General features: G+C 69.7%; 26 protein-coding genes. 18 read left to right on the plus strand and 8 right to left on the minus strand.

Features of this window, described 5'->3' with window-relative positions:
- The first annotated feature begins 306 nt into the window (after positions 1-306).
- The gene (locus tag AB0E69_RS36595) at positions 307-504 is read left to right on the plus strand and encodes a transposase family protein (protein WP_360157290.1); all 198 of its coding nucleotides are present in this window, start codon (positions 307-309) and stop codon (positions 502-504) included.
- 167 nt (positions 505-671) lie between these two features.
- On the opposite strand, the gene AB0E69_RS36600 is transcribed toward AB0E69_RS36595, so the two are convergent.
- A complete protein-coding gene (locus tag AB0E69_RS36600; RefSeq protein WP_360157293.1) occupies positions 672-2,459 on the minus strand; it encodes an AMP-dependent synthetase/ligase in 1,788 nt (595 codons plus the stop codon).
- A gap of 104 nt (positions 2,460-2,563) precedes the next feature.
- Here AB0E69_RS36600 and AB0E69_RS36605 point away from each other — a divergent pair, with 104 nt between their 5' ends.
- Genes AB0E69_RS36605 through AB0E69_RS36635 form a run of 7 tightly spaced genes read left to right on the plus strand, consistent with a single transcriptional unit; the run spans position 2,564 to position 8,070 of the window.
- Positions 2,564-2,995: a polyketide cyclase / dehydrase and lipid transport gene (locus AB0E69_RS36605; protein WP_360157296.1), complete on the plus strand. Its 432-nt coding sequence runs from the start codon at positions 2,564-2,566 to the stop codon at positions 2,993-2,995.
- A gap of 4 nt (positions 2,996-2,999) precedes the next feature.
- Positions 3,000-3,446 (plus strand): SRPBCC family protein, encoded by a 447-nt coding sequence (locus tag AB0E69_RS36610; protein WP_360157299.1) that lies wholly within the window; start codon positions 3,000-3,002, stop codon positions 3,444-3,446.
- Between the two features lie 6 nt (positions 3,447-3,452).
- The gene (locus AB0E69_RS36615) at positions 3,453-4,769 is read left to right on the plus strand and encodes an ArsA family ATPase (RefSeq protein WP_360157302.1); all 1,317 of its coding nucleotides are present in this window, start codon (positions 3,453-3,455) and stop codon (positions 4,767-4,769) included.
- A complete protein-coding gene (locus AB0E69_RS36620; RefSeq protein ID WP_360157305.1) occupies positions 4,766-5,200 on the plus strand; it encodes a hypothetical protein in 435 nt (144 codons plus the stop codon). Before AB0E69_RS36615 ends, AB0E69_RS36620 begins: the two co-directional genes overlap by 4 nt.
- The gene (locus AB0E69_RS36625) at positions 5,191-6,162 is read left to right on the plus strand and encodes an ROK family glucokinase (protein WP_360157308.1); all 972 of its coding nucleotides are present in this window, start codon (positions 5,191-5,193) and stop codon (positions 6,160-6,162) included. The genes AB0E69_RS36620 and AB0E69_RS36625 overlap by 10 nt, the downstream gene beginning before the upstream one ends.
- 58 nt (positions 6,163-6,220) lie before the next feature.
- Complete coding sequence (locus AB0E69_RS36630) at positions 6,221-7,348, plus strand: ROK family glucokinase (RefSeq protein WP_360157311.1); 1,128 nt, start codon at positions 6,221-6,223, stop codon at positions 7,346-7,348.
- A complete protein-coding gene (locus tag AB0E69_RS36635) occupies positions 7,345-8,070 on the plus strand; it encodes an endonuclease/exonuclease/phosphatase family protein (protein ID WP_360157314.1) in 726 nt (241 codons plus the stop codon). Before AB0E69_RS36630 ends, AB0E69_RS36635 begins: the two co-directional genes overlap by 4 nt.
- Here AB0E69_RS36635 and AB0E69_RS36640 read toward each other — a convergent pair.
- The gene (locus tag AB0E69_RS36640) at positions 8,051-8,800 is read right to left on the minus strand and encodes an enoyl-CoA hydratase-related protein (protein WP_360157317.1); all 750 of its coding nucleotides are present in this window, start codon (positions 8,798-8,800) and stop codon (positions 8,051-8,053) included. The genes AB0E69_RS36635 and AB0E69_RS36640 overlap by 20 nt on opposite strands.
- Positions 8,801-8,872: 72 nt before the next feature.
- Between AB0E69_RS36640 and AB0E69_RS36645 the strand changes: the two genes are divergently transcribed.
- Genes AB0E69_RS36645 through AB0E69_RS36655 form a run of 3 tightly spaced genes read left to right on the plus strand, consistent with a single transcriptional unit; the run spans position 8,873 to position 10,492 of the window.
- Positions 8,873-9,415, plus strand: coding sequence for a hypothetical protein (locus AB0E69_RS36645; protein WP_360157320.1), 543 nt, complete (start codon positions 8,873-8,875; stop codon positions 9,413-9,415).
- A gap of 23 nt (positions 9,416-9,438) precedes the next feature.
- Positions 9,439-9,990 carry a hypothetical protein gene (locus AB0E69_RS36650; RefSeq protein ID WP_360157323.1) on the plus strand — a complete coding sequence of 184 codons (552 nt, stop codon included), beginning with the start codon at positions 9,439-9,441 and terminating at the stop codon, positions 9,988-9,990.
- A 4-nt stretch (positions 9,991-9,994) separates the two neighbouring features.
- Positions 9,995-10,492, plus strand: coding sequence for a hypothetical protein (locus AB0E69_RS36655; protein ID WP_360157326.1), 498 nt, complete (start codon positions 9,995-9,997; stop codon positions 10,490-10,492).
- Here AB0E69_RS36655 and AB0E69_RS36660 read toward each other — a convergent pair whose 3' ends face one another.
- Genes AB0E69_RS36660 through AB0E69_RS36675 form a run of 4 tightly spaced genes read right to left on the minus strand, consistent with a single transcriptional unit; the run spans position 10,493 to position 13,746 of the window.
- Positions 10,493-10,915: a nuclear transport factor 2 family protein gene (locus AB0E69_RS36660; protein ID WP_360157329.1), complete on the minus strand. Its 423-nt coding sequence runs from the start codon at positions 10,913-10,915 to the stop codon at positions 10,493-10,495.
- Positions 10,916-10,925: 10 nt separating this feature from the next.
- Complete coding sequence (locus tag AB0E69_RS36665; protein ID WP_360157332.1) at positions 10,926-12,155, minus strand: TIGR00300 family protein; 1,230 nt, start codon at positions 12,153-12,155, stop codon at positions 10,926-10,928.
- Positions 12,156-12,206: 51 nt separating this feature from the next.
- Positions 12,207-12,965 (minus strand): hypothetical protein, encoded by a 759-nt coding sequence (locus AB0E69_RS36670; RefSeq protein WP_360157335.1) that lies wholly within the window; start codon positions 12,963-12,965, stop codon positions 12,207-12,209.
- Entirely contained in the window at positions 12,958-13,746 is a 789-nt protein-coding gene (locus tag AB0E69_RS36675; RefSeq protein WP_360157338.1) for an alpha/beta fold hydrolase, read from the minus strand. Before AB0E69_RS36675 ends, AB0E69_RS36670 begins: the two co-directional genes overlap by 8 nt.
- 247 nt (positions 13,747-13,993) lie before the next feature.
- Here AB0E69_RS36675 and AB0E69_RS36680 point away from each other — a divergent pair, with 247 nt between their 5' ends.
- Genes AB0E69_RS36680 through AB0E69_RS36695 form a run of 4 tightly spaced genes read left to right on the plus strand, consistent with a single transcriptional unit; the run spans position 13,994 to position 17,635 of the window.
- Entirely contained in the window at positions 13,994-14,758 is a 765-nt protein-coding gene (locus AB0E69_RS36680) for a lysophospholipid acyltransferase family protein (protein WP_360157341.1), read from the plus strand.
- A gap of 36 nt (positions 14,759-14,794) precedes the next feature.
- Positions 14,795-15,187, plus strand: a complete 393-nt coding sequence (locus tag AB0E69_RS36685; RefSeq protein ID WP_360157345.1) for a DUF2237 domain-containing protein — start codon at positions 14,795-14,797, stop codon at positions 15,185-15,187.
- Between the two features lie 43 nt (positions 15,188-15,230).
- Positions 15,231-16,604, plus strand: a complete 1,374-nt coding sequence (locus AB0E69_RS36690; protein ID WP_360157348.1) for a class II 3-deoxy-7-phosphoheptulonate synthase — start codon at positions 15,231-15,233, stop codon at positions 16,602-16,604.
- Between the two features lie 8 nt (positions 16,605-16,612).
- Positions 16,613-17,635 (plus strand): GntG family PLP-dependent aldolase, encoded by a 1,023-nt coding sequence (locus AB0E69_RS36695; RefSeq protein ID WP_360157351.1) that lies wholly within the window; start codon positions 16,613-16,615, stop codon positions 17,633-17,635.
- A 10-nt stretch (positions 17,636-17,645) separates the two neighbouring features.
- Here AB0E69_RS36695 and AB0E69_RS36700 read toward each other — a convergent pair whose 3' ends face one another.
- A complete protein-coding gene (locus AB0E69_RS36700) occupies positions 17,646-18,113 on the minus strand; it encodes a hypothetical protein (RefSeq protein WP_360157354.1) in 468 nt (155 codons plus the stop codon).
- 112 nt (positions 18,114-18,225) lie between these two features.
- Between AB0E69_RS36700 and AB0E69_RS36705 the strand changes: the two genes are divergently transcribed.
- Together AB0E69_RS36705 and AB0E69_RS36710 are read left to right on the plus strand one after the other, a co-directional pair.
- Positions 18,226-19,203, plus strand: a complete 978-nt coding sequence (locus AB0E69_RS36705; protein ID WP_360157357.1) for a ribose-phosphate pyrophosphokinase — start codon at positions 18,226-18,228, stop codon at positions 19,201-19,203.
- 56 nt (positions 19,204-19,259) lie between these two features.
- Complete coding sequence (locus AB0E69_RS36710) at positions 19,260-20,381, plus strand: Gfo/Idh/MocA family oxidoreductase (protein ID WP_360157360.1); 1,122 nt, start codon at positions 19,260-19,262, stop codon at positions 20,379-20,381.
- On the opposite strand, the gene AB0E69_RS36715 is transcribed toward AB0E69_RS36710, so the two are convergent.
- Positions 20,378-21,202 (minus strand): SDR family oxidoreductase, encoded by an 825-nt coding sequence (locus AB0E69_RS36715; RefSeq protein ID WP_360157363.1) that lies wholly within the window; start codon positions 21,200-21,202, stop codon positions 20,378-20,380. The two genes, AB0E69_RS36710 and AB0E69_RS36715, sit on opposite strands and share 4 nt — an antisense overlap.
- Positions 21,203-21,280: 78 nt before the next feature.
- Between AB0E69_RS36715 and AB0E69_RS36720 the strand changes: the two genes are divergently transcribed.
- Positions 21,281-21,814 carry a helix-turn-helix domain-containing protein gene (locus AB0E69_RS36720; RefSeq protein WP_360157366.1) on the plus strand — a complete coding sequence of 178 codons (534 nt, stop codon included), beginning with the start codon at positions 21,281-21,283 and terminating at the stop codon, positions 21,812-21,814.
- Positions 21,815-21,816: the final 2 nt, after the last annotated feature.

The following is a 21,816-nucleotide window of genomic DNA, read 5'->3' on the forward strand; positions in this document are numbered from 1 at the left end:
CCCAGGGCAACGCGAGCGACCCTCAGTCCTGTGACCGATCCCCCCCGGGTACCGGCGTACCGGCCGGCACCCCCGCGGCGCCCGCCTGCCCCAGAGGCTAAGCGAAAACCCTACCCCCGACCAGACCTCAGCAGGCACTGGTCCGGTGCAGACCGAGGGAAGACAACAACGAAAGATCAGGGAAAGAAGAGAGATTCAGAGTGGTGGCCGGCTTCGGCGACCGACTTGGAGACTCCAGGTTCTGGCCGATCGGTCGGGCGGTGCGGGCGCCCGTCGACACTCGCCTGGTACCGGCAGGTGGTGCTGGTGCTGTACCTACGGCAGAACGTCAGCCAGACGGTCCTCGCGGTCCTGGACGGGATCAACCAGCCGGCCGTATCGCGGATCAACCGCTCGATCATGCCGCTGCTCGACACCCGACGATTCGCAGGCGAACGCGCTATCGGCCACCTCAAGAACTGGAAGTCCTCGGCACCGGCTACATCGGCCGACGCACTGAACTAACCAACATCATCCGCATCACCGTCCGCCTCGAACTCTGTCGACTCGGATGGTGACTTTCTGAATAACCCTCACGCACTCAGACAAACTCCGGCTGACCGCCGAAGTCGGCCACCACTCTAAATCTCTTCTTTTCTCTGTTCTTTGTTCTTTGAGCTCTTGCCTGGACGCTACTTCGCGTACAAGGCCTCGACGTCTTCGGTGTGTTTTTCCATGACGATGTGGCGGCGGAGGGAGAGTTTGAGGGAGAGTTCGCCGGACTCTTGGGTCCAGTCGGTGGGGAGGATGGAGAACTTCTTGATGCCTTCGGCCTTGGAGACCGTGTCGTTCGCCTCGTTGACGGCCCGCTGGACCTCGGCGATCAGGTCCTTGTCGTCGGTCAGGGACGCGACGTCGGTCGGCTTCCCGCGCTCGGTCGCCCACGGCACGATGGTCTCCGGGTCGATCGTGATCAGCGCCGCGATGAACGGCTTGCCGTCGCCGACCACCATGCACTGGCTGATCAGCGGGTGCAGCCGGATCTGGTCCTCGAGCTGCGTCGGCGACACGTTCTTCCCGCCCGCGGTGACCAGGATCTCCTTCTTCCGGCCGGTGATCCTGATGAAGCCGTCGACGTCGAACTCGCCCAGGTCGCCGGTGTGGAACCAGCCGTCGGCGTCGATCGCCGCCGCGGTCGCCTCGTCGTTCTTCCAGTAGCCCTGCATCACCTGGCCACCCTTGAAGCACAGCTCACCGTCCTCCGCGACGCCGACGGTCACGCCGGGCAGCGGCCGCCCGACGGTGCCGATCCGGATGTCGCCGGGCAGGTTCACCGCGACCGCGGCGGTGGTCTCGGTCAGGCCGTAGCCCTCGAGGACCGGCGCGCCGATCCCGCGGAAGAAGTGACCCAGCCGGTCACCGAGCGGCGCTCCACCGCTGACGGCGTACTGCACCTTTCCGCCCAGGACCGCGCGGAGCTTGCTGTAGACCAGGCGGTCGAACAGCATGTGCTTCGCCTTCAGCCCGAAGGACGCCCCGCCCTTGTCCTGCGCCTGCGAGTACGCGATCGCGGTGTCCGCGGCAGCGTCGAAGATCTTGCCCTTGCCCTCGGAGTGCGCCTTCTGGCTGGCCGAGTTGAACACCTTCTCGAACACCCGCGGCACGCTCAGGATGAACGTCGGCCTGAACTCGCCGAGGTCGGCGACCAGGTTCTTGACGTCCGCGCTGTGGCCGACCTTCACCCGCTTCATCACACAGCCGACCTGGATGATCCGGGCGAACACGTGCGCCAGCGGCAGGAACAGCAGCGTGCTCGCGCCGTTGGTGTCGAACAGGTCGTCGAGGATCTTCACCGCCGGGCCGAGCTCGTCGAGGAAGTTCGCGTGGGTGATCTTGCAGCCCTTCGGGCGCCCGGTCGTCCCGGAGGTGTAGATCAGCGTGGCCAGGTCGCCCGGCTGCACCGCCGTACGGCGCTTGTCGAACTCGGCGTCGCTGATCTCCTGGCCGAGCACCGTCAGCTGGTCGACCGCGCCGGCCTCGATCTGCCAGATCTCCTCCAGGCCGGGCGCCTCGGCCCGGGCTGAGTCGACGACGGCGGCGAGCGCGGGACTCTCGACGACGGCCGCGACCGCCTCGGAGTCGGTCAGGATCCACTGGATCTGCGACGCCGACGAGGTCTCGTAGATCGGCACGGTGACCGCGCCGATGCTCCAGATCGCGTAGTCGACCAGGGTCCACTCGTACCGCGTCGGGCTGAGGATGGCGACCCGCTCGCCGGCCTTCACGCCGGCCGCGATGAGTCCCTTGGCGACCGCGGTGACCTGCTTCGCGAACTCGGCGGCGGTGACGTCCACCCAGCCGCCCTCGACCCGCCGGCTGAACACCGCGGTGTCAGGATGAGAGGACGCGTTCGCCCAGACCGGGTCGCTCAGGCTCCCGCTGGCGGGCTCGGTCACAGCAGGAACGGTGTACTCACGCATCCGCGTCTCCTCAGTCGGTCAGAATTGTCGACTTCCGGCGCACGCTACAGTCACCTACCCACAAGTAGCCAGGTTTATGTGACCCACGGAACTAGGTTCTAGCCATGCCCACGCTCGACATCAGTTGCGACGACTTCGTCGTTGCGGATCCAGCCTACGTCGCCGAGTGCCTCGGGTCGGACACCCTGTGGCGTGAGTGGTGGCCGGAGCTCACGCTGACCGCCACCGAGCGGCGTGGACTCGAGGGGGTCCGCTGGGCCGTCACCGGCGCCGCGATCGGTACGGCGGAGTGGTGGCTCGAGCCGGTCCGTGACGGGGTCGTCGTGCACTGGTACCTCCGGGTCGACCCGGCCCGGCCGGTGCGGGGCCGCGGGCTGCTCCGGCTCGAGGAGCGGTACGTCGCGGCGTACCGGGAGCGCCTGTGGCGGTTCAAGGACGAACTGGAGGCGGGCCGCGCGGTGGGCGAACGACGTACCTCGTCCGATCCCGCGATAGTCTCCGTTGAGGACAGTGAGACCGGACCGGCGAAGAGGTGAATCGATGGCGGAACAGACCACCTCGACCATCGTGGTGAACGCGACTCCCAAGGAAATCATGGCGGTGATCGCGGACTTCGCGGCGTACCCGGACTGGGCCGACTCGATGCGGGAGACCGAGGTGCTGTCCACCGACGAGGCCGGCCGGCCGAACAAGGTCCGGTTCAAGGTCGACGCCGGCGCGATCTCCGACGAGTACACGCTGGCCTACGTCTGGTCCCGCAACGAGGTGACCTGGACGCTGGTCGAGGCCAAGATGGTCAAGGGTATGGACGGCGCCTACGTGCTGAAGGACCTGAGCACCGGCACCGACGGCACTGGGGGGACCGAGGTGACGTACCGGCTGGCGGTCGACGTGGCGATCCCGATGATCGGCATGCTCAAGCGAAAGGCCGAGAAGGTCATCATCGACACGGCCCTCAAAGGGCTGAAGAAGCGCGTCGAGTCCTGATCTGACGTGACTCGGGTACTGCTGTACACAGGTAAGGGCGGCGTAGGCAAGACGACCTCCGCGGCCGGGACGGCCACGCTCGCGGCGCTCCGCGGGCTGCGCACGCTGGTGCTGTCGACGGACGCCGCGCACTCGCTGTCGGACGCGTTCGACTCCGAGGTCGGCCCGGAGCCGACCGAGATCGACGACCTGCTGTTCGTCCAGCAGATCGACGCGCAGCGCAAGTTCGAGCGGTCCTGGGGTGACATCCAGGCCTATCTGCGGTCGGTCCTGCACATGGTCGGGGTCGACCCGATCGAGGCGGAGGAGCTGACCGTGTTGCCCGGCGCGGAGGAGGTGCTCGCGCTGCTCGAGGTGCGCGACCACGTCCGGTCCGGCCGCTGGGACGTGATCGTCGTCGACTGCGCGCCGACCGCGGAGACGCTCCGGCTGCTCGCGCTGCCGGAGGCGCTGAACTGGTACATGGACCGCATCTTCAACGCCGAGCGCAAGGTGATGCGGACGTTCCGGCCGTTCCTGAGCCGCGGGTCGTCGCTACCGGTCCCGGACGACAACGTGTTCGACGCATTGCGCCGGCTGCAGAGCGACCTGTCGGACATCCGTACCTTGCTGGCCGGTCCGGACGCGTCGGTGCGTCTCGTCCTGACGCCGGAGGCTGTCGTGGTCGCCGAGGCGCGGCGGTCGCTGACGCGGTTGTCGCTGTACGGGTACCGCGTGGACGGCGTCGTGGCGAACCGGGTGTTCCCGGCGGCCGGTGCGGACACGTGGCGGCGGCAGTGGGTCGCGGCGCAGCGCGGGATCCTGGAGGAGGTGGCCGATTCGTTCCGGCCGCTGCCGATCTGGGAGTCGCCGTACCGCGTCTGTGAGCCGGTGGGTGTCGAGGAGCTGGCTGCGTTCGCGGTCGAGATGTACGGCGGGGACGACCCGTTCGCCCGCGCCACCGACGAGACGTCGCTGTGGGTGGATCGGCACATCGACACCGATGGGCGCACGTACACGCTGACGATGCCGCTGCCGTTGGCCTCTGCGAACGAGCTGGAGCTGGCGCGGCACGGTGACGAGCTGATCGTCACGGTCGGGTCGTACCGGCGGGTGCTGCCGTTGCCGGCGGCGCTGGCGCGTGGCGTGGTCGCAGGCGCGCGGCTGGACGACGGACGGCTGCAGGTGCGGTTCGCGCCGCGGGAGAGCGTGCGACCGGCGGTGCCCGATGTCCCTAGTGGGGCAGGGCCGCTGGAGTCCGCGCAGGAGCTCGCGCAGGGACTGACCGCGGAGTACCACGAGCATCTGACCCGCCGCGAAGCCGTCATTGGGGAGGGCCGTTGACGAAGGACACGGCCGTCGGGTCGGTCGCCGAGGAGGCTGCGAAGCTGTTCGCGCTACTGCAGAACGCCGCCGCTCAGGACGCGCCGCCTGCGGACGCCTCAGACGCTCCGGACATGGATTCGGACGCTGACTCGGGCGCTGCTCCGGATGCTGGGAAGCACGAGCACGCGCTGGGCCCAGACTGTGTGTGGTGCCCGGTGTGCCAGCTGATCCACCGGGTGCGGAACACCAGCCCGGAGACGATCGAGCAGCTGTCGACGGCGGCAGCCCACGTGCTGGGGTCGCTGAGATCTCTGCTGGAGGCCGCTGCGGACGCGGCCCGGCAGTCGCGCGAGGACGCAGCGTCGCGTTCCTCGGCGCCGGACCAGGAGCCGGTCCGGTCCCGGGTGGACCGGATCGACGTGAGTGAGGACCCCGAACCATGGGACTGACGATCGGTATCGATGTCGGCGGTACGAAGATCGCCGCGGGCGTGGTCAGCGAAGACGGCACCATCGGTGCCCGTGCGTACCGCGACACCCCGGCGGACTCGGTCGACGCAACGGCCGCGGCGATCTGTGCCGCGGCGGCCGAGCTGATCGCGAACCACGAGGTGGAGGCGGTCGGTATCGGCGCCGCCGGGTTCGTCTCGTCGGACCGGTCGACGGTGCTGTTCGCGCCGAACCTCGCCTGGCGGGACGAGCCGCTCGGCGTGCGAGTGGCCGACGTACTGAAGATTCCGGTGGTCGTGGAGAACGACGCGAACGCGGCGGCGTGGGGCGAGTTCGCCTTCGGCGCGGCCAAGCACGTGGAGCACATGCTGTGCATCACGGTCGGTACCGGTATCGGTGGCGGCGTCGTGAGCGAGGGCGAGCTGCTGCGCGGCGCTCACGGTGTGGCGGCCGAGCTCGGGCACATGCGCGTCGTACCTGGTGGGCATCGGTGCGGGTGCGGGGCGCGTGGGTGCCTGGAGCAGTACGCGTCCGGGCGTGCGTTGGTGCGGGAGGGGCGGGCAGCGGCGGAGTCCGGGTCGCTGGCGGCCGTACAGATGCTGAGTGTCTGCGGGATCACCGACCCGGCCGAGCTGACCGGTCCGATGATCACCGAGGCCGCGATGGCGGGCGACCCGTGTGCGGTGGAGCTGCTCGAGGACCTCGGCCGCTGGCTGGGTGAGGGCCTGGCGAGCCTGGCGACGATGTTCGACCCGACGCTGATCGTGATCGGCGGCGGGGTGAGCGCGGCCAAGGAGCTGATCATGAAGTCCGCCCAGGCCGCCTTCGAGCGGAACCTGCCGGCCAGGTCGAACCGCCCGCACCCGGAGTTCGGGCTGGCCTTGCTGGGCAACGACGCCGGGTTGATCGGAGCGGCCGACCTGGCCCGCAAACCGGCGCCGGCCGTGGCCCCGCCGCGGTGATTGTCCTGACCTGGGATACTGAAGGCAGTTCGCTGGGGGTCGCGAGGAAGGTTCTGCCGTGGCTTTGACGCAGGCTTTGACGATCGGGATCGACATCGGCGGCACCAAGGTCGCCGCCGGAGTGGTCGACCCGGAAGCCAACATCCTGGACCGGGTCCGGCGGGACACGCCGACGACCGACCCGAAGGAGACCGAGGACGCGATCGCCGAGATCGTCCACGACCTGGAGTCGCGGCACGACGTCATCGCGGTCGGGATCGGCGCCGCCGGGTTCGTCGATGTGACGCGGTCGTCGGTCCTGTTCGCCCCGCACCTCGCCTGGCGGCACGAACCGCTGCGGGACGCGGTCGAGCGCCGGCTCGGGCTGCCGGTCGTGGTCGAGAACGACGCGAACGCGGCCGCGTGGTCGGAGTGGCGGTTCGGTGGCGGTCAGGGTGAGAGCCATCTGGTGTGCGTCACGCTGGGCACGGGGATCGGCGGCGCGATTCTGAACGACGGCGCGTTGCAGCGCGGGAAGTTCGGCATCGCGGGGGAGTTCGGGCACATGCAGGTCGTGCCGGGCGGTCATCGGTGCGAGTGCGGGAACCGCGGGTGCTGGGAGCAGTACGCATCCGGGAACGCGCTGACGCGGGAGGCCCGGGAGCTGGCGTTGTCCGGCTCGCCGGTGGCGCACAACCTGCTGCGTGCGGCGGGTGGCGATCCGCGGAAGATCAACGGGCCGATGGTGACCGAGCTCGCGAAGGACGGCGACCCGGTCGCGGTCGAGCTGCTCGAGGACGTCGGGCGATGGCTCGGCATCGGGCTCGCGAACCTCGCGGCCGCGCTGGATCCTGGCACGTTCGTGATCGGCGGTGGCGTGTCGGATGCCGGTGAGCTGCTGCTGTCCCCGGCCCGCGAGGCGTTCAAGCGGACGCTGACCGGGCGCGGCTTCCGTCCGGAGGCGCGGATCGTGCGTGCGGTCCTCGGCCCGGAAGCAGGTCTCGTCGGCGCTGCCGACCTGGCTCGCGAGGAGGCCACCTGGCTCCGTCGCGTCCGCGTCAAGACCACCGCCGTCACCGCCAAGTCCGCCGCAGCCCGAGGCCGCACCACCCGCCTCGAGCGAGCCGCCCGCAAGTCCGCAGGCCGCCGTACCGGCATGCGCACCGCCACCCCGGACGACCTCCACGACGTAGACACCGAGGCATGACCTCAGCCCCCGGCGACCCGTCGACCTCGGTTCTCCGGGTGCTGTCGTACAACGTGCATCGGTGGGGGGATGATCGTGCGGCGCTGGCCCGGGTGGTGAGAGCTTGCGCGCCTGATGTGATGCTGGTGCAGGAGGCGCCGACCTGGTTCGGCACGCGGCGGAAGCGACGGGCTATGGCGGCGAGCTTCGGGATGCGGTACGTCGCAGCCTCCGCGCGGAACGCGATCCTGGTTGCCGACGGCATCGACCTGACCGGCATCCGCGGGTGGCGGATCTGGCGCCCGTTCATCCGCCGCCGGCTGAACTTCATCGCCACCCAACTCCCCGGCGGCGCCGTCGGCGGTCACGTCCGCCTCGGCGCCCGGAGCATCGCCGTGGTCGTCTGCCACCTGGGTCTGCACCCGCGCGGCCGCCAGCACGAGATCGCTCAGGTCTTGACCGGGTGCCGCCGCTTCAACACGCCGTACCTGCTCGCCGGCGACCTCAACGAAGAACCCAACGGCCCGGTCTGGAAACGCCTCGCCGAAGAGGGCCTCACCGACCTCGGCGCCGACGCCGGCCCCACCTTCAACTCCAGTACGCCGTACAAACGCATCGACGGCGCTCTGCTCGCACCCGAGCTGACCGGCCGCCTCCGCCACCTCCCCGCCACTCACGAGGACCTGGCCGCAGCCTCGGATCACCTACCGCTGCTGATCGAGCTCAGCTCTTCTTCCGGTTGAGGAAGGCGAGCATGGCCTCCTGGGCCGCCGGGGAGCCGAACAGGGAGGCCGACAGGCCCGCCAGATCCTTGCCGCGGGCATCGATGTCGGCGAGGAGGTCGCGGTTGAGCAGCAACTTGGTCTCGCGCAGTCCCTGAGGGACCCCCTTGAGCAGCGAGGCGAGCACGGTGGTGACAGCCTCGTCGAGCCCCTCGTCCGGGACGGTGAGCGTGAGCAGGCCCAGCCGAGCCGCCTCGAGCGCGTCGAAGGCGTTGCCGGTGAGGAACGTGTACGCCGCGGCCCGGTCGGTCAGCCGGGGGAGCACGGTCAGCGAGATCGTGGCAGCCGCCAGCCCGAGCCGGACCTCGGTCAGCGCGAAGGTCGCGCTCTCGCCCGCCACGCTGATGTCCGCCGCCGCGACGATCCCGATCCCGCCGGCCCGCACCGGCCCGGCCACGCGGGCCACCACCGGCTTCGGGTTCGCGACGATCGCTCGCTGGACGTCGACCATCCGCTGCGCTCCGACCCCCATCCCGACGGTCGTCGCCTCGGACAGATCGGCCCCCGAACAGAACACGTCCAGCGCCGACCGTACGACGATCACCCGCACCGCATCGTCCGCCCCGGCGCTGTCCAGCCGCTCGAGCAACTCCCCGGTCAACTGCTGCGACAACGCGTTCTTGTTGTGCGGCGAGTCCAGCGTGACCGTCCCCACGCCGCCGTCCACGTCCAGGTGCACCAGCTCCGTCATACCCCCATCCAACCACCCGGTGGCCCCACAGACTCCTAGCATGAACAACTTCACCCCGGCTGGAGGAGTCCGATGGACGATTTCGACGCGCAGTGGGCCGACGCCGTCGTGCGGGTCCCGCTCGGCGCCCGGTTCACCTACGACCAGATCAGGGACACGGTCCAGGAGGTCTGCGGGGCTGCCGGCGTCGAGTTCTACGAGGAGCCGGTGGAAACGCCGGGCTACAGCGGTTCGTACTGGGGCATCGGCCAGCACGCCGGCACACCGGAGCAGAACCTTGGCGTCTATCCCGGGCACGGCATCGGGCGGCGGGGCTTCAGCCGCACCGAGGTCAACGTCGACCTGCTGGTCGTCGGCCACGAGAAGCTCCAGGACGGCCGGATCCACGGTACAGCGCAGCCTCACCAGCGCTCGGCGGAGGCGACGTCGCTGGCCTGGCGTCTGACCGAGGCCTTCAACCAGCGCACCGACGGCGAACACCTGCTCGGGCGTGGTGCAGCCCTCTTCCAGCAGGACCAACTGGCGGCCGGCGGCACCCGCTCCACCACCACCGACGGCGCCCAGGACCGGCACCCGACCGCAAGCGTCCGCGTCAACCGCCCGCTGGAGAAGTAGCCAACCGAGCGCCGAGGAGCCAGATGAAAGACTTCAACGTCACGCGGGCCGATGCTGTGGTCCGGGTCCCGGTCGAGGCCCGGTTCACCTACGAGCAGATCAGGGAGACGGTGCAGGCGGTCTGCGACAGCGGCCCGGGTACGACGTTCTTCGAGACCACCGAGACCTTCGGCGACAGCGACCGCGAGTTTCCGGTACTCGGTCAGCACTCGAACGACCCGAAGAAGAACCTGTTCGTCTCTCCGGGGCCCGGGATGGACTCAGTGTCCTTCGTCCCCGAGGCGAAGTACTCGAGCCTGATGGTCGTCGCCGACGAGGCGGCTCAGTACGGGCATGTCGTCCATAACGTCGAGGCCTACCCGTCACAACGCGCGGCCGAAGCAGCCGGCCTGTCCGAGCGGCTCGAGACCGCGTTCCGGCGCCGCACCGACGGTGAGAGCCTCTTCGACCGCGGCCTGGCCAGGTTCCGCGACGATCAGACCGCCGCCCGCTCAACCCAGCCCCGCGGCGGGGACGGCGCGGCGGACCGGATCCATGGCTCGGGGGCCGCGGGTCAGCGGTCGTGGGAGAGGTAGCGATATGCGAGAGATCGATCTGGACTCGGACGTGCGCCTGACGGTCACGTTCCGCGGGCATGCGGTGCCGGCGGAAGTGATCCTGGACGCGGTGCGGGCGACCTGCGAGGCGAACGGGGAAAAGTACTTCGAGGAGGAGGCGCTCGACGACGTCATGGTCTACCGCGCCGGTCAACTGTCGGACGAGCAGCGGGGGACCCTGCTGGTGACGCCGTCCCGGTCGGAGTCCATCTTCCGGTCGGACCAGAAGTACGAGCAGGTGGTCGTCATGCGGCATGAGCAGCCGGCGACCCAGGCGCAGCGGCAGACCTTCTCCAGGTTTCCGGACCAGGTCGCCTCGGTCCGCACGTTCGCCGCGGACCTGCAGCAGCGGGTCCTCCGTGGAGCGGGCATCAGCACGGATCTGGCGCTCGAGACACCTGCGCGAGGTGCGTCGGCCGACGAGCGTCCGCGCCGCCCCCCGACCCGCGCCGCTGCCCAGCAGCGCGATCGGACGGTGTGATTACGGGCCTGAGGGGCCTGTTTTTGGGGTGAGGGGGTCGGCGTGGCGGTGGGTGATTTTCCAGGTGGTGGATTCGCGGCGGAAGATCATCGTGGCGCGGAGGACGTGGGCCAGGGGGTCGGGGCGGTCCTTGTACTCGACCGTGCAGCGTTCCACCGCGACGGTGTACGCCGTGTCCGTGCCCTCGTGCTTCTCGAGGTACTCGAACTCGACCTTCGCGCCGCTCGGGCGGAACTGGGCCGCGGCCCACTCGTAGCGCGGGCCGATCTGGGACCAGCCGACCTCGTGGCCGCCGAAGCCGCCGAAGATCGAGGTGTGCTCGCTGTGGGAGACCAGCGGCAGCCACAGCGACGGGTCACCGTTGATGAAGGCGGTGTTGGCCTCTTCGAACCGGCGCAGGAACGTTTCGAAGTCTTCAGTCACCCGCGTGATGTTACTTCGTCTCGGCGTACTCCGGGGACAGTTCCCGCGCCAGGTGCTCGACGAACAACCCGACGTCCGTGACGATCCCGCGCGCCTGCGACGAGCCGCGGTCGGCGAGCTTGGTCACCGTCGCCGGGTTGATGTCCACGCAGGTCAGCGGGATCGACGCCGGCAGAATGTTGCCAGTGGCAACCGAGTGCAGCATCGTCGCCGCCATCAGGCAGTACCCGACGCCGGGCAGCTCGGCCCGCATCGCCCGCTGCCCCTCGAGTACGTCGGTGTAGACGTCCGGCAGCGGCCCGTCGTCGCGCACCGAACCGACCAGCACGAACTTCTTCCCCTGCCGGACCAGCGCGTGCATCACGCCGGACGTCAGCACGCCCTGCTCGACGGCGTCCGCGATCGACCCCGCTTTCCGGATCGTGTTGATCGCCCGGATGTGGTGCTCGTGCCCGTGCTCGACCCCGCGACCGCGGGCCAGGTCGACACCGAGCGACGTCCCGTACAGCGAGGACTCGATGTCGTGCGTCGCCAGCGCGTTCCCGGCGAACAGCACGTCCACGAACCCGGCCTCGACGAGCGCGACCATCGCCGGCGCCGCGCCGGTGTGGACGATGCCCGGGCCGCCGACCCACAGCACCTTCTGCCCGTTCGCCTTCGCCTCGCGCATGCCGTCGGCGACCTGCTTCACCAGCACCCGCTGCGGCTTCTCCGAGGACACCTCCGACTCCATGAAGCCGAACGCCTCCTCGGTGTTCGCCACGATCGGCGGCGTCACCCGGACCCCCTGCGCGCTGGTGATGATCTTCATCCCGGCCCGCACGTCCGACATCGGAACGGTCCGCACGGCCTCACCCTCGACCAGCAGCCCGCAGTCCATCTCCGGGTTTTGCACGGCCACCCAGTGGCCACCCAGCCGCACGCTCGTCGGCAGGTTCGTGGTCGAGTAGAACCCGTCCGGGAACACGCCGTCGGTGGTCACCTCGGTGATCTCCGGCGTCCCCGGGTCGACCAGGTTCGCGCCCTTGGTCTGGATCCGCATCAGCAGCCGCTGCAGCGACTCCTCGTCGTCCGCGCCGACCGTCATCCGGACCGTGGACGGGTCGTCCTTGTCGTAGCCGAGGTCGAACTTGTCCAGCGTGTACTCCCCGCCGTACCCGCGGATGTCGTCGAGGACCCGGGACAGCAGCCCGGAGTCCATCAGGTGGCCGGTGATCTCGACCGTCTCGGTGACCTGCACGGGTGCCCTCCCTCGGACCTCGTCGGATTGTCCGACGATCCGCACTCTAACTCAGACGACCGCGCCGTCGTCGCCGCTGTCACCTGGTGGCAGCCGGTCCTTCATCCGGATCACCAGGGTCAGGAACCCACCGATGAACCCGACCACCGCGAGCGTGGTGATCCGCCCGGTCCCGAAGTCCAGCAGCGCGGCGAGGATCAGCAGCAGCGGCCCGCCGATCAGCCCGAGCCACGCGACCCGGCTGATCCAGTCCAGCCGCGGACCACGCGGCGGCTCCGGCGGGATGAAGTGGTCGTGCGGGTCGTCGGCCTTCCGCGGCGGCCGCTCGTCCGCTTCCTCGTCGGCCGGCTCCGCGACCACCAGCCCGGACGGTACGTCGATGAGCGGCTCGTACTTCTCGTCCACGTCCTCGCTCACCGGCCACCGCGGCACCGGATCGTCACCGCCGTCGTGCCCCGGCGCGGACGGCTGGTTGAACTGCTCGACCAGCGAAGCCCACTCGGCATCCTCGGTACTGCGCTCGATCACCGGCCGGGCCCGCTCCACGGCCTCGGCGTCGACGAAGATCTCGTCGTACCCGGCTGGAACGTGCACCGGCTCGCCCGGCCCCTCCTGCGTCGCCGAGTCGGTGTTCGCCGCGGTGTCCGGCTCCGTGTCCGGCTCGACCGCCGGCGTCCGGGCCTCGCTCTGGTTCTCGCAGTACGCCGCGATGCCCACCTCGGCCAGCGCCGCCAGGACGGGCTCGGCGACGAGCGGGTCGATCCCCCCGAGCGACGAGTACGACGCCGCGGTCAGCCCGTTGTCACGCATCGACACGACCACTCAGCCGCGCGATGCCACTCAGTCGGGCGATGAAGGCCGCGGAGTCGGCGAAGATCCGCGGTGCGTCGTTGTCCAGGGTTGCCACGTGGTAGCTGTCCTCGAGCAGGGTCTCGGTCACGTCGCGGGACGAGATCGAGGCCAGCACCGTCCGCCCCGAGCTCGGCTCCACCACATGATCGACAGTACTGCGGAACAGCAGCACGGGCTGGGTGACTTTGGCCAAATCGTCCCGGGTGAGCTGCCAGAGCTTGGACAGCGAGCGCAGTGCGCGCAACGGCATCCGGTCGTAGGCGCCCTCGTCCATGTCCGGCTTCTTGATGTCGTTCGAGATGCCGGGGAACGCCGGCACCAGCTTGGCCAGCACCGGGAGCAGTGCCATCCGCTTGTCGTCGGTGCGCACCGACGGGTTGATCAGGACCAGACCGGAAACGTCGGCGTCGTGCTGCTCGGCGAGCCGCAGCACCAGGCAGCCGCCCATCGACAGGCCGGCCAGGAACACCTGGTCGTGCTCCTTGCGCAGTCGCTCCAGCTCGTTGTCGAGTACGGCGTACCAGTCCGGCCAGCCGGTCTTGTTCAGCTCCTGCCAGCTGGTCCCGTGACCAGGCAGCCGCGGTACGGCGACGCCGAACCCCTGGGCCGCCAGGTGTTCACCGAACGGCCGCATCGACTTCGGTGAACCGGTGAACCCGTGGCTGAGCAGGACTCCGACGGCGGCGTTCTCCCCGGCCCCGGGACTGCGGAACTCCTCCGCGTGGGCTTGCACTGGCACGCTCGACTCCTCGCCGGCTCACGGTCCTCACAGACGCCCGGCCCGTTGCCGGTCCAGGCGCCGCTCAATGGTCCCATCTGAGCTGCGTCCAGTCTGCATCCAGGTGACAACACGGTGAGCAACATCCGCATTCCTGGCGGTGACATTGCCTGAGAGGGAAGCTGGAACGTAGTGTCCGCAGCGGGGATCATGGGATCGTGAACATGGTCAGGTGAGCGAGTCGGGCGACTGACGGAGGTCGAGGCGGATGCTGTACCTGTTCCTCAGGCGATATTTCGTGGCACCGCTGGTCAACCTGATCTTCCGGCCCAAAGTGACCGGCCTCGACAACATTCCCACCGACGGCCCGGCGCTGCTGGTCAGCAACCATCTCGCCTCGCTGGACGCGCTGTTCCTGCCGGTCGCCGTCCCGCGGCAGATCGTCTTCCCGGCCAAGTCGGAGTACTTCACCGCGCCCGGGCTGAAGGGACGGCTGCAGGCCACCTTCTTCCGGTCCATGGGCCAGATCCCGATCGACCGCTCCGGTGGCCGCGCCTCGATGGCCGCGCTGAACACCGGCCTGGAGCGGCTGCGGAAGGGCGAGCTGTTCGGCATCTACCCCGAGGGCACCCGCTCACCCGACGGGCGGCTCTACAAGGGCAAGACCGGCGTCGCCCGGATGGCGATCGTGGCCGGCGTCCCGGTCATCCCGGTGGCGATGATCGACACCGAGAAGGTGCAGCCGGTCGGCACGATGCTGCCGAAGCTGTTCCACCGCGAGAAGGGCCGGCTGTTCCCGCGGACCGTGCGTCCCGGCGTCGCGTTCGGCAAGCCGCTCGACTTCTCCCGGTACGAGGGCATGGAGAAGGACCGCTTCGTCCTGCGCTCGGTCACCGACGAGATCATGTACGCGCTGATGGAGCTGTCCGGCCAGGAGTACGTCGACATGTACGCCGAGCGGGCCAAGCAGCTGCTCCGGGCCGGCGAGTCGATCGACGAGCACATCCGGCTCGGCGACACCAAGGCCAGCTGACCCGGAAATCCGCCGGCGCCGGTGAGGATGGTCGCCATGGACAGCGACCTGAACGTCCTCGGTGAACCGCTCGAGGAGTGCGGCACCGACCCGGTGACCGGCTTCTACCGCGACGGCTGCTGCACGAGCGGTCCGGAGGACCTCGGCAGTCACACGGTGTGTGCGGTGATGACCACCGACTTCCTCGCCCATCAGGCATCGGTCGGGAACGACCTGATCACACCGCGTCCCGAGTTCAGCTTCGCCGGGCTGAAGCCGGGCGACCGCTGGTGCGTGGTCGCCGCCCGCTGGCTGCAGGCGTACCACGACGGCGCGGCGGCTCCCGTCGTCCTCGCCTCGACCCACGCCCGGTCTCTGGACACGATTCCGCTGGCGGTCCTGCGCGAGCACGCGGTCGACGTACCCGCGGATCCGGGCTCGTTGACCTGAGACGGTCACCTTGCGTTGAAGTGCTTCGCCTAGAGTTGGCCCCATGCAATTCGCGACCTTGACCACGGGTGAAGTGCCCGGCGTTCCGAGCCTGGACGAACTGCGGGCGCTGAAGCCGCTGCAGCAGCCGGAATGGCCGGACGCCGCCCGCCTCGAGCAGGTGATCGCCGAGCTCCGGAAGCTGCCGCCGCTGGTGTTCGCCGGCGAGTGCGACGACCTGACCACGAAGATCGGCGCGGTCGCCCGCGGCGAGGCCTTCATCCTCCAGGGCGGCGACTGCGCGGAGACCTTCGACGGCGTCACCGCGGAGAACATCCGGGCCAAGCTCCGGGTGCTCCTGCAGATGTCCGTCGTCCTGCAGTATGCGGCCAGTGTCCCGGTGGTGAAGATCGGTCGGATCGCCGGGCAGTATGCCAAGCCCCGCAGCTCCGGCGAGGAGACCCGCGAGGGCGTCACGCTGCCGTCGTACCGCGGTGACGCGGTGAACGGTTTCGAGTTCACCCCCGAGTCGCGGATCCCGGACCCGCAGCGGCTGCGCGGCGTCTACAACGCGGCCGCCGCGACGCTGAACCTGACCCGCGCGTTCACCACCGGTGGGTACGCCGACCTGCACCAGGTGCACGCCTGGAACACGGACTTCGTGAAGTCGTCCCCGGTCGGCCGCCGCTACGAGCAGCTCGCCTCCGAGATCGAGCGCGCCCTCGCGTTCATGCGGGCCTGCGGCGCGACCGCCGACGAGTTCAAGACCGTCGACTTCTACGCCTCGCACGAGGCGCTCATCCTCGAGTACGAGCACGCCCTGACCCGGATCGACTCGCGTACCGAGCAGCCGTACGACGTGTCCGGCCACCTGCTCTGGGTGGGGGAGCGGACCCGGCAGCTGGACGGCGCGCACGTCGAGTTCCTCGCCTCGCTGAGCAACCCGCTCGGGGTGAAGATCGGCCCGACCACGACCCCGGAGTACATCCGGGCGCTGATCGACAAGCTGAACCCGAAGGGGATCGAGGGCCGGCTCACCTTCATCACCCGGATGGGCGCAGGCAAGATCCGCACCGGGCTGCCGCCGCTGCTGGAGGCGGTCCGCGACCACGGCTCGCCGATCGCGTGGGTCTGCGACCCGATGCACGGCAACACCTTCGAGACGCCGAACGGGTACAAGACCCGCAACTTCGACGACGTGATGGACGAGGTGCAGGGCTTCTTCGACGCGCACGAGCAGGTCGGGACGTGGCCGGGCGGCGTACACATGGAGCTCACCGGCGACGACGTCACCGAGTGCCTGGGCGGCGGCGAGGAGCTGGTCGCGGAGGACCTGGTCAACCGGTACGAGACCGCCTGCGACCCGCGCCTGAACCGGCACCAGTCGCTGGAGCTCGCGTTCCTGGTGGCCGAGCGGCTCCGCGGCGCCCAGGGATGACAACCGGCGTGATCGACCTGCGCTCGGACACCGTCACCCGGCCGTCCACCGCGATGCTGGCGGCGATGACGTCCGCACCCCTCGGCGACGACGTGTACGGCGAGGACCCGACGGTCAACCGCCTCGAGGAGACGGTCGCCGGCCTGCTCGGCCACGAAGCGGGCCTGTTCACGGTGACCGGATCGCTGGCGAACATCCTAGGCGTGATGTCGCTGGTCCCGCGCGGCGGAGAGGTGCTGTGCGAGTCGAGCGCCCACATCGTCCGCGCCGAGCTCGGCTCGCACGCGGCCGCGAGCGGCGTCACCACGCGCACCTGGACCGCGGCCGCCGGGCAGATCGACCTCGAGCAGATCCGGTCGCTGATCGCCCCCGACCTCGGCCCGTACTTCGTCCGGACGTCGGCGGTGTCAGTCGAGAACACGCACAACTTCGGCGGCGGCTCGATCCAGCACGGGTTCGATGCGCTCGCCGACGAGCTCGATGCCCGGGGGATCCCGCTGCACCTCGACGGCGCCCGGCTCTGGAACGCCGCCGTCGCGACCGGTCGGACCCCGGCGTCGTACGCGTCCCGCGCCGCCGCGGCCAGCGTGTGCCTGTCCAAGGGCCTGGGCGCGCCGGTCGGCTCGGTGCTGGTCGGCTCGGCTGAGTTGATCCGCGAGGCCCGGGTCTGGCGGAAACGCCTCGGCGCAGGCTGGCGGCAGGCCGGCGTGCTGGCCGCTGCCGGTCTGTACGCCGTCGAGCACAACGTCGAGCGGCTGGCCGAGGACCACGCCAACGCCCGCGCGATCGCCGAAGTACTCGCCGACGCCGCGACCGGCTCGGTCAAGCCCGATCAGGTGGAGACCAACATCGTCGTCGCCGACCTCGCCGCCACCGGCAAGACCGTCGCCGAGGTCGTCGAGTCCGCCAAGGCCGCCGGCGTCCTGGTGGGCGGCGTCGGCGCCACCCAGCTCAGAGTCGTCACCCACCTCGACGCGTCCGCCCAGGACTGCCGCAAGGCCGCGACAGTCCTGGCCGGACTACTGAGCTAGCAACACGGCGTCATCGGAGGTGGTAGGCATCCATGGTCGTCAGCTCCGAACTGTTGCCGGCGGCATCGATCAACGTCGTCTTGAGGGAGATGCTGTCGCCTGATGCCGGCGTCGGAAAGGTCGCCACGTAGCGTCCCTCTCCAGCACGGCGCAGGACCGCGTCCTGCCAGCTCTTGCCGTCTGCGGAGTACTGCAGCTTTGCGCTCCGCAGCTTCGGAAGGGTGGCACCGCCCGACGGCACGACGATCACCGGGAAGCGCGTGACCGGCGTGCGGGCGACGGTGTTGTTGATGTCGACCCGCGGCTGGTACCGGATCCCGAGCAGTGGCAGCACCGTGTCCTGCGCTGACGACTGGAACTCCCACCGGCCGCGCACCTGCGTCGACAACGTCGAGTAACTCGGCCGCGTCAGCTCCGCCTCGAGCGCGTACTGCGACTTGCCCGCCGGTAGCTCGCCGGCCGTCAGTCGACCGAACACCTCACGGGGGGAACTGGGTACGCCCTATGACCGCAGGACGGCCCGAAGCCGCTGCTCCGGATAGCGCCAAGTACGCTTCGGTTGTATCGGTCGGGAGCGTTCGGGGAGAGCCGTGCGAGAGATCGTCGTGTTCAGCGGAAGTGCGCACACTGAGTTGGCGGAGGAGATCTGCCGGGATCTCGGCGTACCGCTGTCGCCGGTGGAGATCCACCGTTTCAGCAACGACTGCCTGCAGGTGCAGCTGCAGGTGAACTGCCGGCAGCGGGACGTCTACATCGTCCAGCCGCTCGTTCCGCCGACGCAGGAGCACCTGATGGAGCTGCTGCTGATGATCGACGCCGCGCGTGGCGCCTCGGCGCAGCAGATCACCGCGGTGATGCCGCACTACGCGTACGCGCGGTCCGACAAGAAGGACGCGTCCCGGATCTCGATCGGCGGCCGGTTGGTGGCCGACCTGCTGACGACGGCCGGCGCGAACCGGGTGCTGACGATGGCGCTGCACGCGCCGCAGGTGCACGGCTTCTTCTCGGTGCCGGTCGACCACCTGACCGCCATTGGCGTGCTCGCGGACCACTTCCGCGGCCGTGACCTGAGCGACACGGTCGTGGTCAGCCCGGACCTCGGGAACGCGAAGACCGCGACCCAGTTCGCCCGGCTGCTCGGCCTGCCGGTCGCGGCCGGCAGCAAGCGCCGGCTGTCCGACGACAAGGTCGTGATCGACACGATCGTCGGCGACGTCTCCGGCAAGCGGGCGATCATCCTCGACGACGAGATCGCCACCGGCGGTTCGATCATCGAGCTGCTGGACCGGCTGAAGGACCTCGGCTGCACCCAGGCCGCGGTCGCCTGCACGCACGGTCTGTTCGCGGGGAAGGCGGTCGAGCGGCTCCGGTCGCACCCGTCGCTCTCCGAGGTGATCAGCACGAACACCGTGCCGCGTCCCGACGGTTTCCCGGAGCTCCAGGTCACGTCCGTCGCCGGCCTGTTCGCCGAGGCGATCAAGCGGATCCACGGCGGCGAGTCCGTGAGCAGCCTGTTCGACGGCGTCGACCCGACCCACGCGCCGCCGCAGCCCAAGCTCCCGTTCTAGCCGCTTCCTGAGACGAGGGCTGCCTGGCCCGTCCTCGGCTGCCTAGCATTGCGGGCATGGCCGACTCCGTGCGGATGGGTGTTGTCGGAGCAGGAAGCATCTCGGTGCGCGGACTCCTTCCGCATCTGAGTCAGCCCGATCTCGCCGGGCGAGTGACGCCGGCCGCGGTCTGCGACCCGGTGGCCGGGCGGGCGGAGGCGGCCGCACAGAAGTTCGGAGTCGAGCGAGCCTTCGTCGAGTACGACGACCTGCTGGCGCGCGGCGACGTCGACGCCGTCACGATCGCTTCCCCGATCGGCCTGCACTACGAGCAGGGCAAGCTCGCGTTGCAGGCCGGCAAGCACGTGCACTTCAACAAGACCATGACGATCACCGTCGCCGAGGCGACCGAACTGATCGAGCTCGCGGCCGCCAACGACCTGCGGATCGTCGCGTCGCCGGGGGAGATGCTGCGCCCGCACCACGTGCGGACGCGCGAGCTGATCGCCGAGGGCGCGGTCGGCACGCTGTCCTGGGTGAGCTGCGGCGCCGCGTTCGGGACCTACCACGAGGACGAGTCGGTGCGCGGCGGTAACGACGTACTGACGAACATCGATCCGTCGTGGTACTTCCGTAAGCCCGGCGGCGGGCCGATGTACGACATGACGGTGTACGCACTGCACGCGGTGACCGGGATCCTCGGGCCGGCCAAGCGCGTGACGGCGATGTCGGGCGTTCGGATCCCGGTGCGGACCAGCGGGGGAGCCGACGTCCGCACCGAGGCCGACGACAACACCATCGTGCTGATCGACTTCGGCGACAACCTGTACTGCGTCGCGACCGGGACCGCCGCGGGCGGCATGCGCGGCGGCTTCAGCGGCACGTACTACGGCACGAAGGGCACCATCGACGGGCTGCTGCTCAACGACGAGCCGTTCGACTTCCCCCACCGCAACCCTGCCGAGCTCTCACCCCGCGGCCCCGGCAACCAGGCCCTGCTCCCGCACGTGACCGGCGTCCACCGGGAGATCGAGGAGCAGCACGTCTACGAGGACGTCATGCAACTCGTCGACTGGGTCCGCGACGGCACGCCCTCGATCGTGACCGCAGAGCACGCGCGGCACGTCATCGACATCATCGAGTCCGCGTACCGCGCCGCCGCGACCGGCCGGACCCAGGACCTCACCACGACCTTCTAGACCGGGAACATCCGGCCGACGAGTGCGTCCCACCCGCGGTTCGGAAGCAATCGGTAGAGCACGGGCAGGACCCGCGGAGCCACTCCGACCTTGTACCGCGCTCGCGGGTGTCGCGTGGTGGCGGCGCGGACGATCACCTTCGCAACGTTCTCCGGCGACGACATCCCGGGCGCACCGGCCCGGTTGAAGCGCGCCATCCGATCCCGGTGGTTGCGCCGGAACCCGTCGTACGGACTGTCGGCGTACTGCGGCCACGTCGCCTCCTCGGTAGCGGCGAAGTTGCTGACCACCCCGCCCGGCTCGAGCAGTACGACGCGCACGCCGAATGAGCGCGTCTCGTACCGCAACGCGTCGGACATCGCCTCCAGCGCCCACTTCGTCATCGCGTAAGCGCTCACGCCCGGGAACGCCATCAAACCGCCCGCCGAGCCAAGATTGACGATCCGCCCACCCCCGGCCGCCCGCATCCCCGGCAGCACCAGCTGAGCCATCCGGATCAGGCCGAACACATTCGTCTCGAACTGCGCCCGCAGCTGCCCGACCGACACCTCCTCCACCGGCCCGGTCTGCGCATACCCGGCGTTGTTCACCAGCACGCCGACCATGCCGTGCTCCGCCTCGACCTGCTTGACCGCCTCGACCCGCTGGGCTTCATCTGTCACGTCCGGCGCCAGCGTCCGGCACCCGACGGCCGCGAGCTCGTCCAGCGCCGCCGGATTTCGGGCAGTCGCCCAGGTCGGTCGCCCCGATCGGGCGAAGGCGAGCGCCGTGGCGCGCCCAATTCCGGTCGAGCAGCCGGTGATCAGCACGGGTGTGTCCATCGCGAGCTCCCTTACTAAATGTTCATTAAGTAGGAGACTAAGCAACTTACTGAGCGTTTAGCAAGTAGGCTGAGAGGTATGGACACCAAGGCCCAGATCCTGGCGATCGCGCGGGACCTGTTCGCCCGGCAGGGATACCGCGGGACGTCGATCGCGGATATCGCGCGGGCGCTCGGCACCACGCCGGCCGCGCTCTACTACCACTACCGGTCGAAGGCCGACGTGCTCGACGCGATCCTGGCCGAGCCACTGGCGGCGTACGCCGAGCTGGCCGAGCGGGCGCGGAGCGGCAAGCTCGGCGCCGAGGAGTTGCTGGGTGCGTTCATCGACTTCACGGCGGAGACTCGGCAGCTGATGCCGGTGGTCAGCTCGGATCCGGCGGTCCGGGCGTTGCTCGACGAGCGGCTGCCGCACACGCCGGCGGAGATGGCGGAGGCGATCATCGCGGCCCTCGCGCGGGGCTCGGCGGAGCCCGAGCGGTTGATCGAGGCGCGTGCGGCCTATGCGGCGGCCAAGGAGGGCACCGTCGCCGCGCTCGATCTCGGCGACGGCACCCTCAGTCCCGAGCACCGTAAGGTCATCCTCGCGACGGCACTTCGGGCTCTCGGTTAGCT

It is taken from the genome of Kribbella sp. NPDC026611, assembly GCF_040638345.1.
Classification (GTDB): Bacteria; Actinomycetota; Actinomycetes; order Propionibacteriales; family Kribbellaceae; genus Kribbella.

What these genes read in the sequence shown, in the direction of transcription:
- AB0E69_RS36635 (WP_360157314.1), top strand. Translation starts at nt 7,345, where the DNA reads ATGACCTCAGCCCCCGGCGACCCGTCGACCTCGGTTCTCCGGGTGCTG.
- AB0E69_RS36605 (WP_360157296.1), top strand. Translation starts at nt 2,564, where the DNA reads ATGCCCACGCTCGACATCAGTTGCGACGACTTCGTCGTTGCGGATCCA.
- AB0E69_RS36685 (WP_360157345.1), top strand. Translation starts at nt 14,795, where the DNA reads ATGGACAGCGACCTGAACGTCCTCGGTGAACCGCTCGAGGAGTGCGGC.
- AB0E69_RS36640 (WP_360157317.1), bottom strand. Translation starts at nt 8,800, where the DNA reads ATGACGGAGCTGGTGCACCTGGACGTGGACGGCGGCGTGGGGACGGTC.
- AB0E69_RS36645 (WP_360157320.1), top strand. Translation starts at nt 8,873, where the DNA reads ATGGACGATTTCGACGCGCAGTGGGCCGACGCCGTCGTGCGGGTCCCG.
- AB0E69_RS36715 (WP_360157363.1), bottom strand. Translation starts at nt 21,202, where the DNA reads ATGGACACACCCGTGCTGATCACCGGCTGCTCGACCGGAATTGGGCGC.
- AB0E69_RS36655 (WP_360157326.1), top strand. Translation starts at nt 9,995, where the DNA reads ATGCGAGAGATCGATCTGGACTCGGACGTGCGCCTGACGGTCACGTTC.
- AB0E69_RS36720 (WP_360157366.1), top strand. Translation starts at nt 21,281, where the DNA reads ATGGACACCAAGGCCCAGATCCTGGCGATCGCGCGGGACCTGTTCGCC.
- AB0E69_RS36690 (WP_360157348.1), top strand. Translation starts at nt 15,231, where the DNA reads ATGCAATTCGCGACCTTGACCACGGGTGAAGTGCCCGGCGTTCCGAGC.
- AB0E69_RS36610 (WP_360157299.1), top strand. Translation starts at nt 3,000, where the DNA reads ATGGCGGAACAGACCACCTCGACCATCGTGGTGAACGCGACTCCCAAG.
- AB0E69_RS36680 (WP_360157341.1), top strand. Translation starts at nt 13,994, where the DNA reads ATGCTGTACCTGTTCCTCAGGCGATATTTCGTGGCACCGCTGGTCAAC.
- AB0E69_RS36710 (WP_360157360.1), top strand. Translation starts at nt 19,260, where the DNA reads ATGGCCGACTCCGTGCGGATGGGTGTTGTCGGAGCAGGAAGCATCTCG.
- AB0E69_RS36600 (WP_360157293.1), bottom strand. Translation starts at nt 2,459, where the DNA reads ATGCGTGAGTACACCGTTCCTGCTGTGACCGAGCCCGCCAGCGGGAGC.
- AB0E69_RS36670 (WP_360157335.1), bottom strand. Translation starts at nt 12,965, where the DNA reads ATGCGTGACAACGGGCTGACCGCGGCGTCGTACTCGTCGCTCGGGGGG.
- AB0E69_RS36650 (WP_360157323.1), top strand. Translation starts at nt 9,439, where the DNA reads ATGAAAGACTTCAACGTCACGCGGGCCGATGCTGTGGTCCGGGTCCCG.
- AB0E69_RS36625 (WP_360157308.1), top strand. Translation starts at nt 5,191, where the DNA reads ATGGGACTGACGATCGGTATCGATGTCGGCGGTACGAAGATCGCCGCG.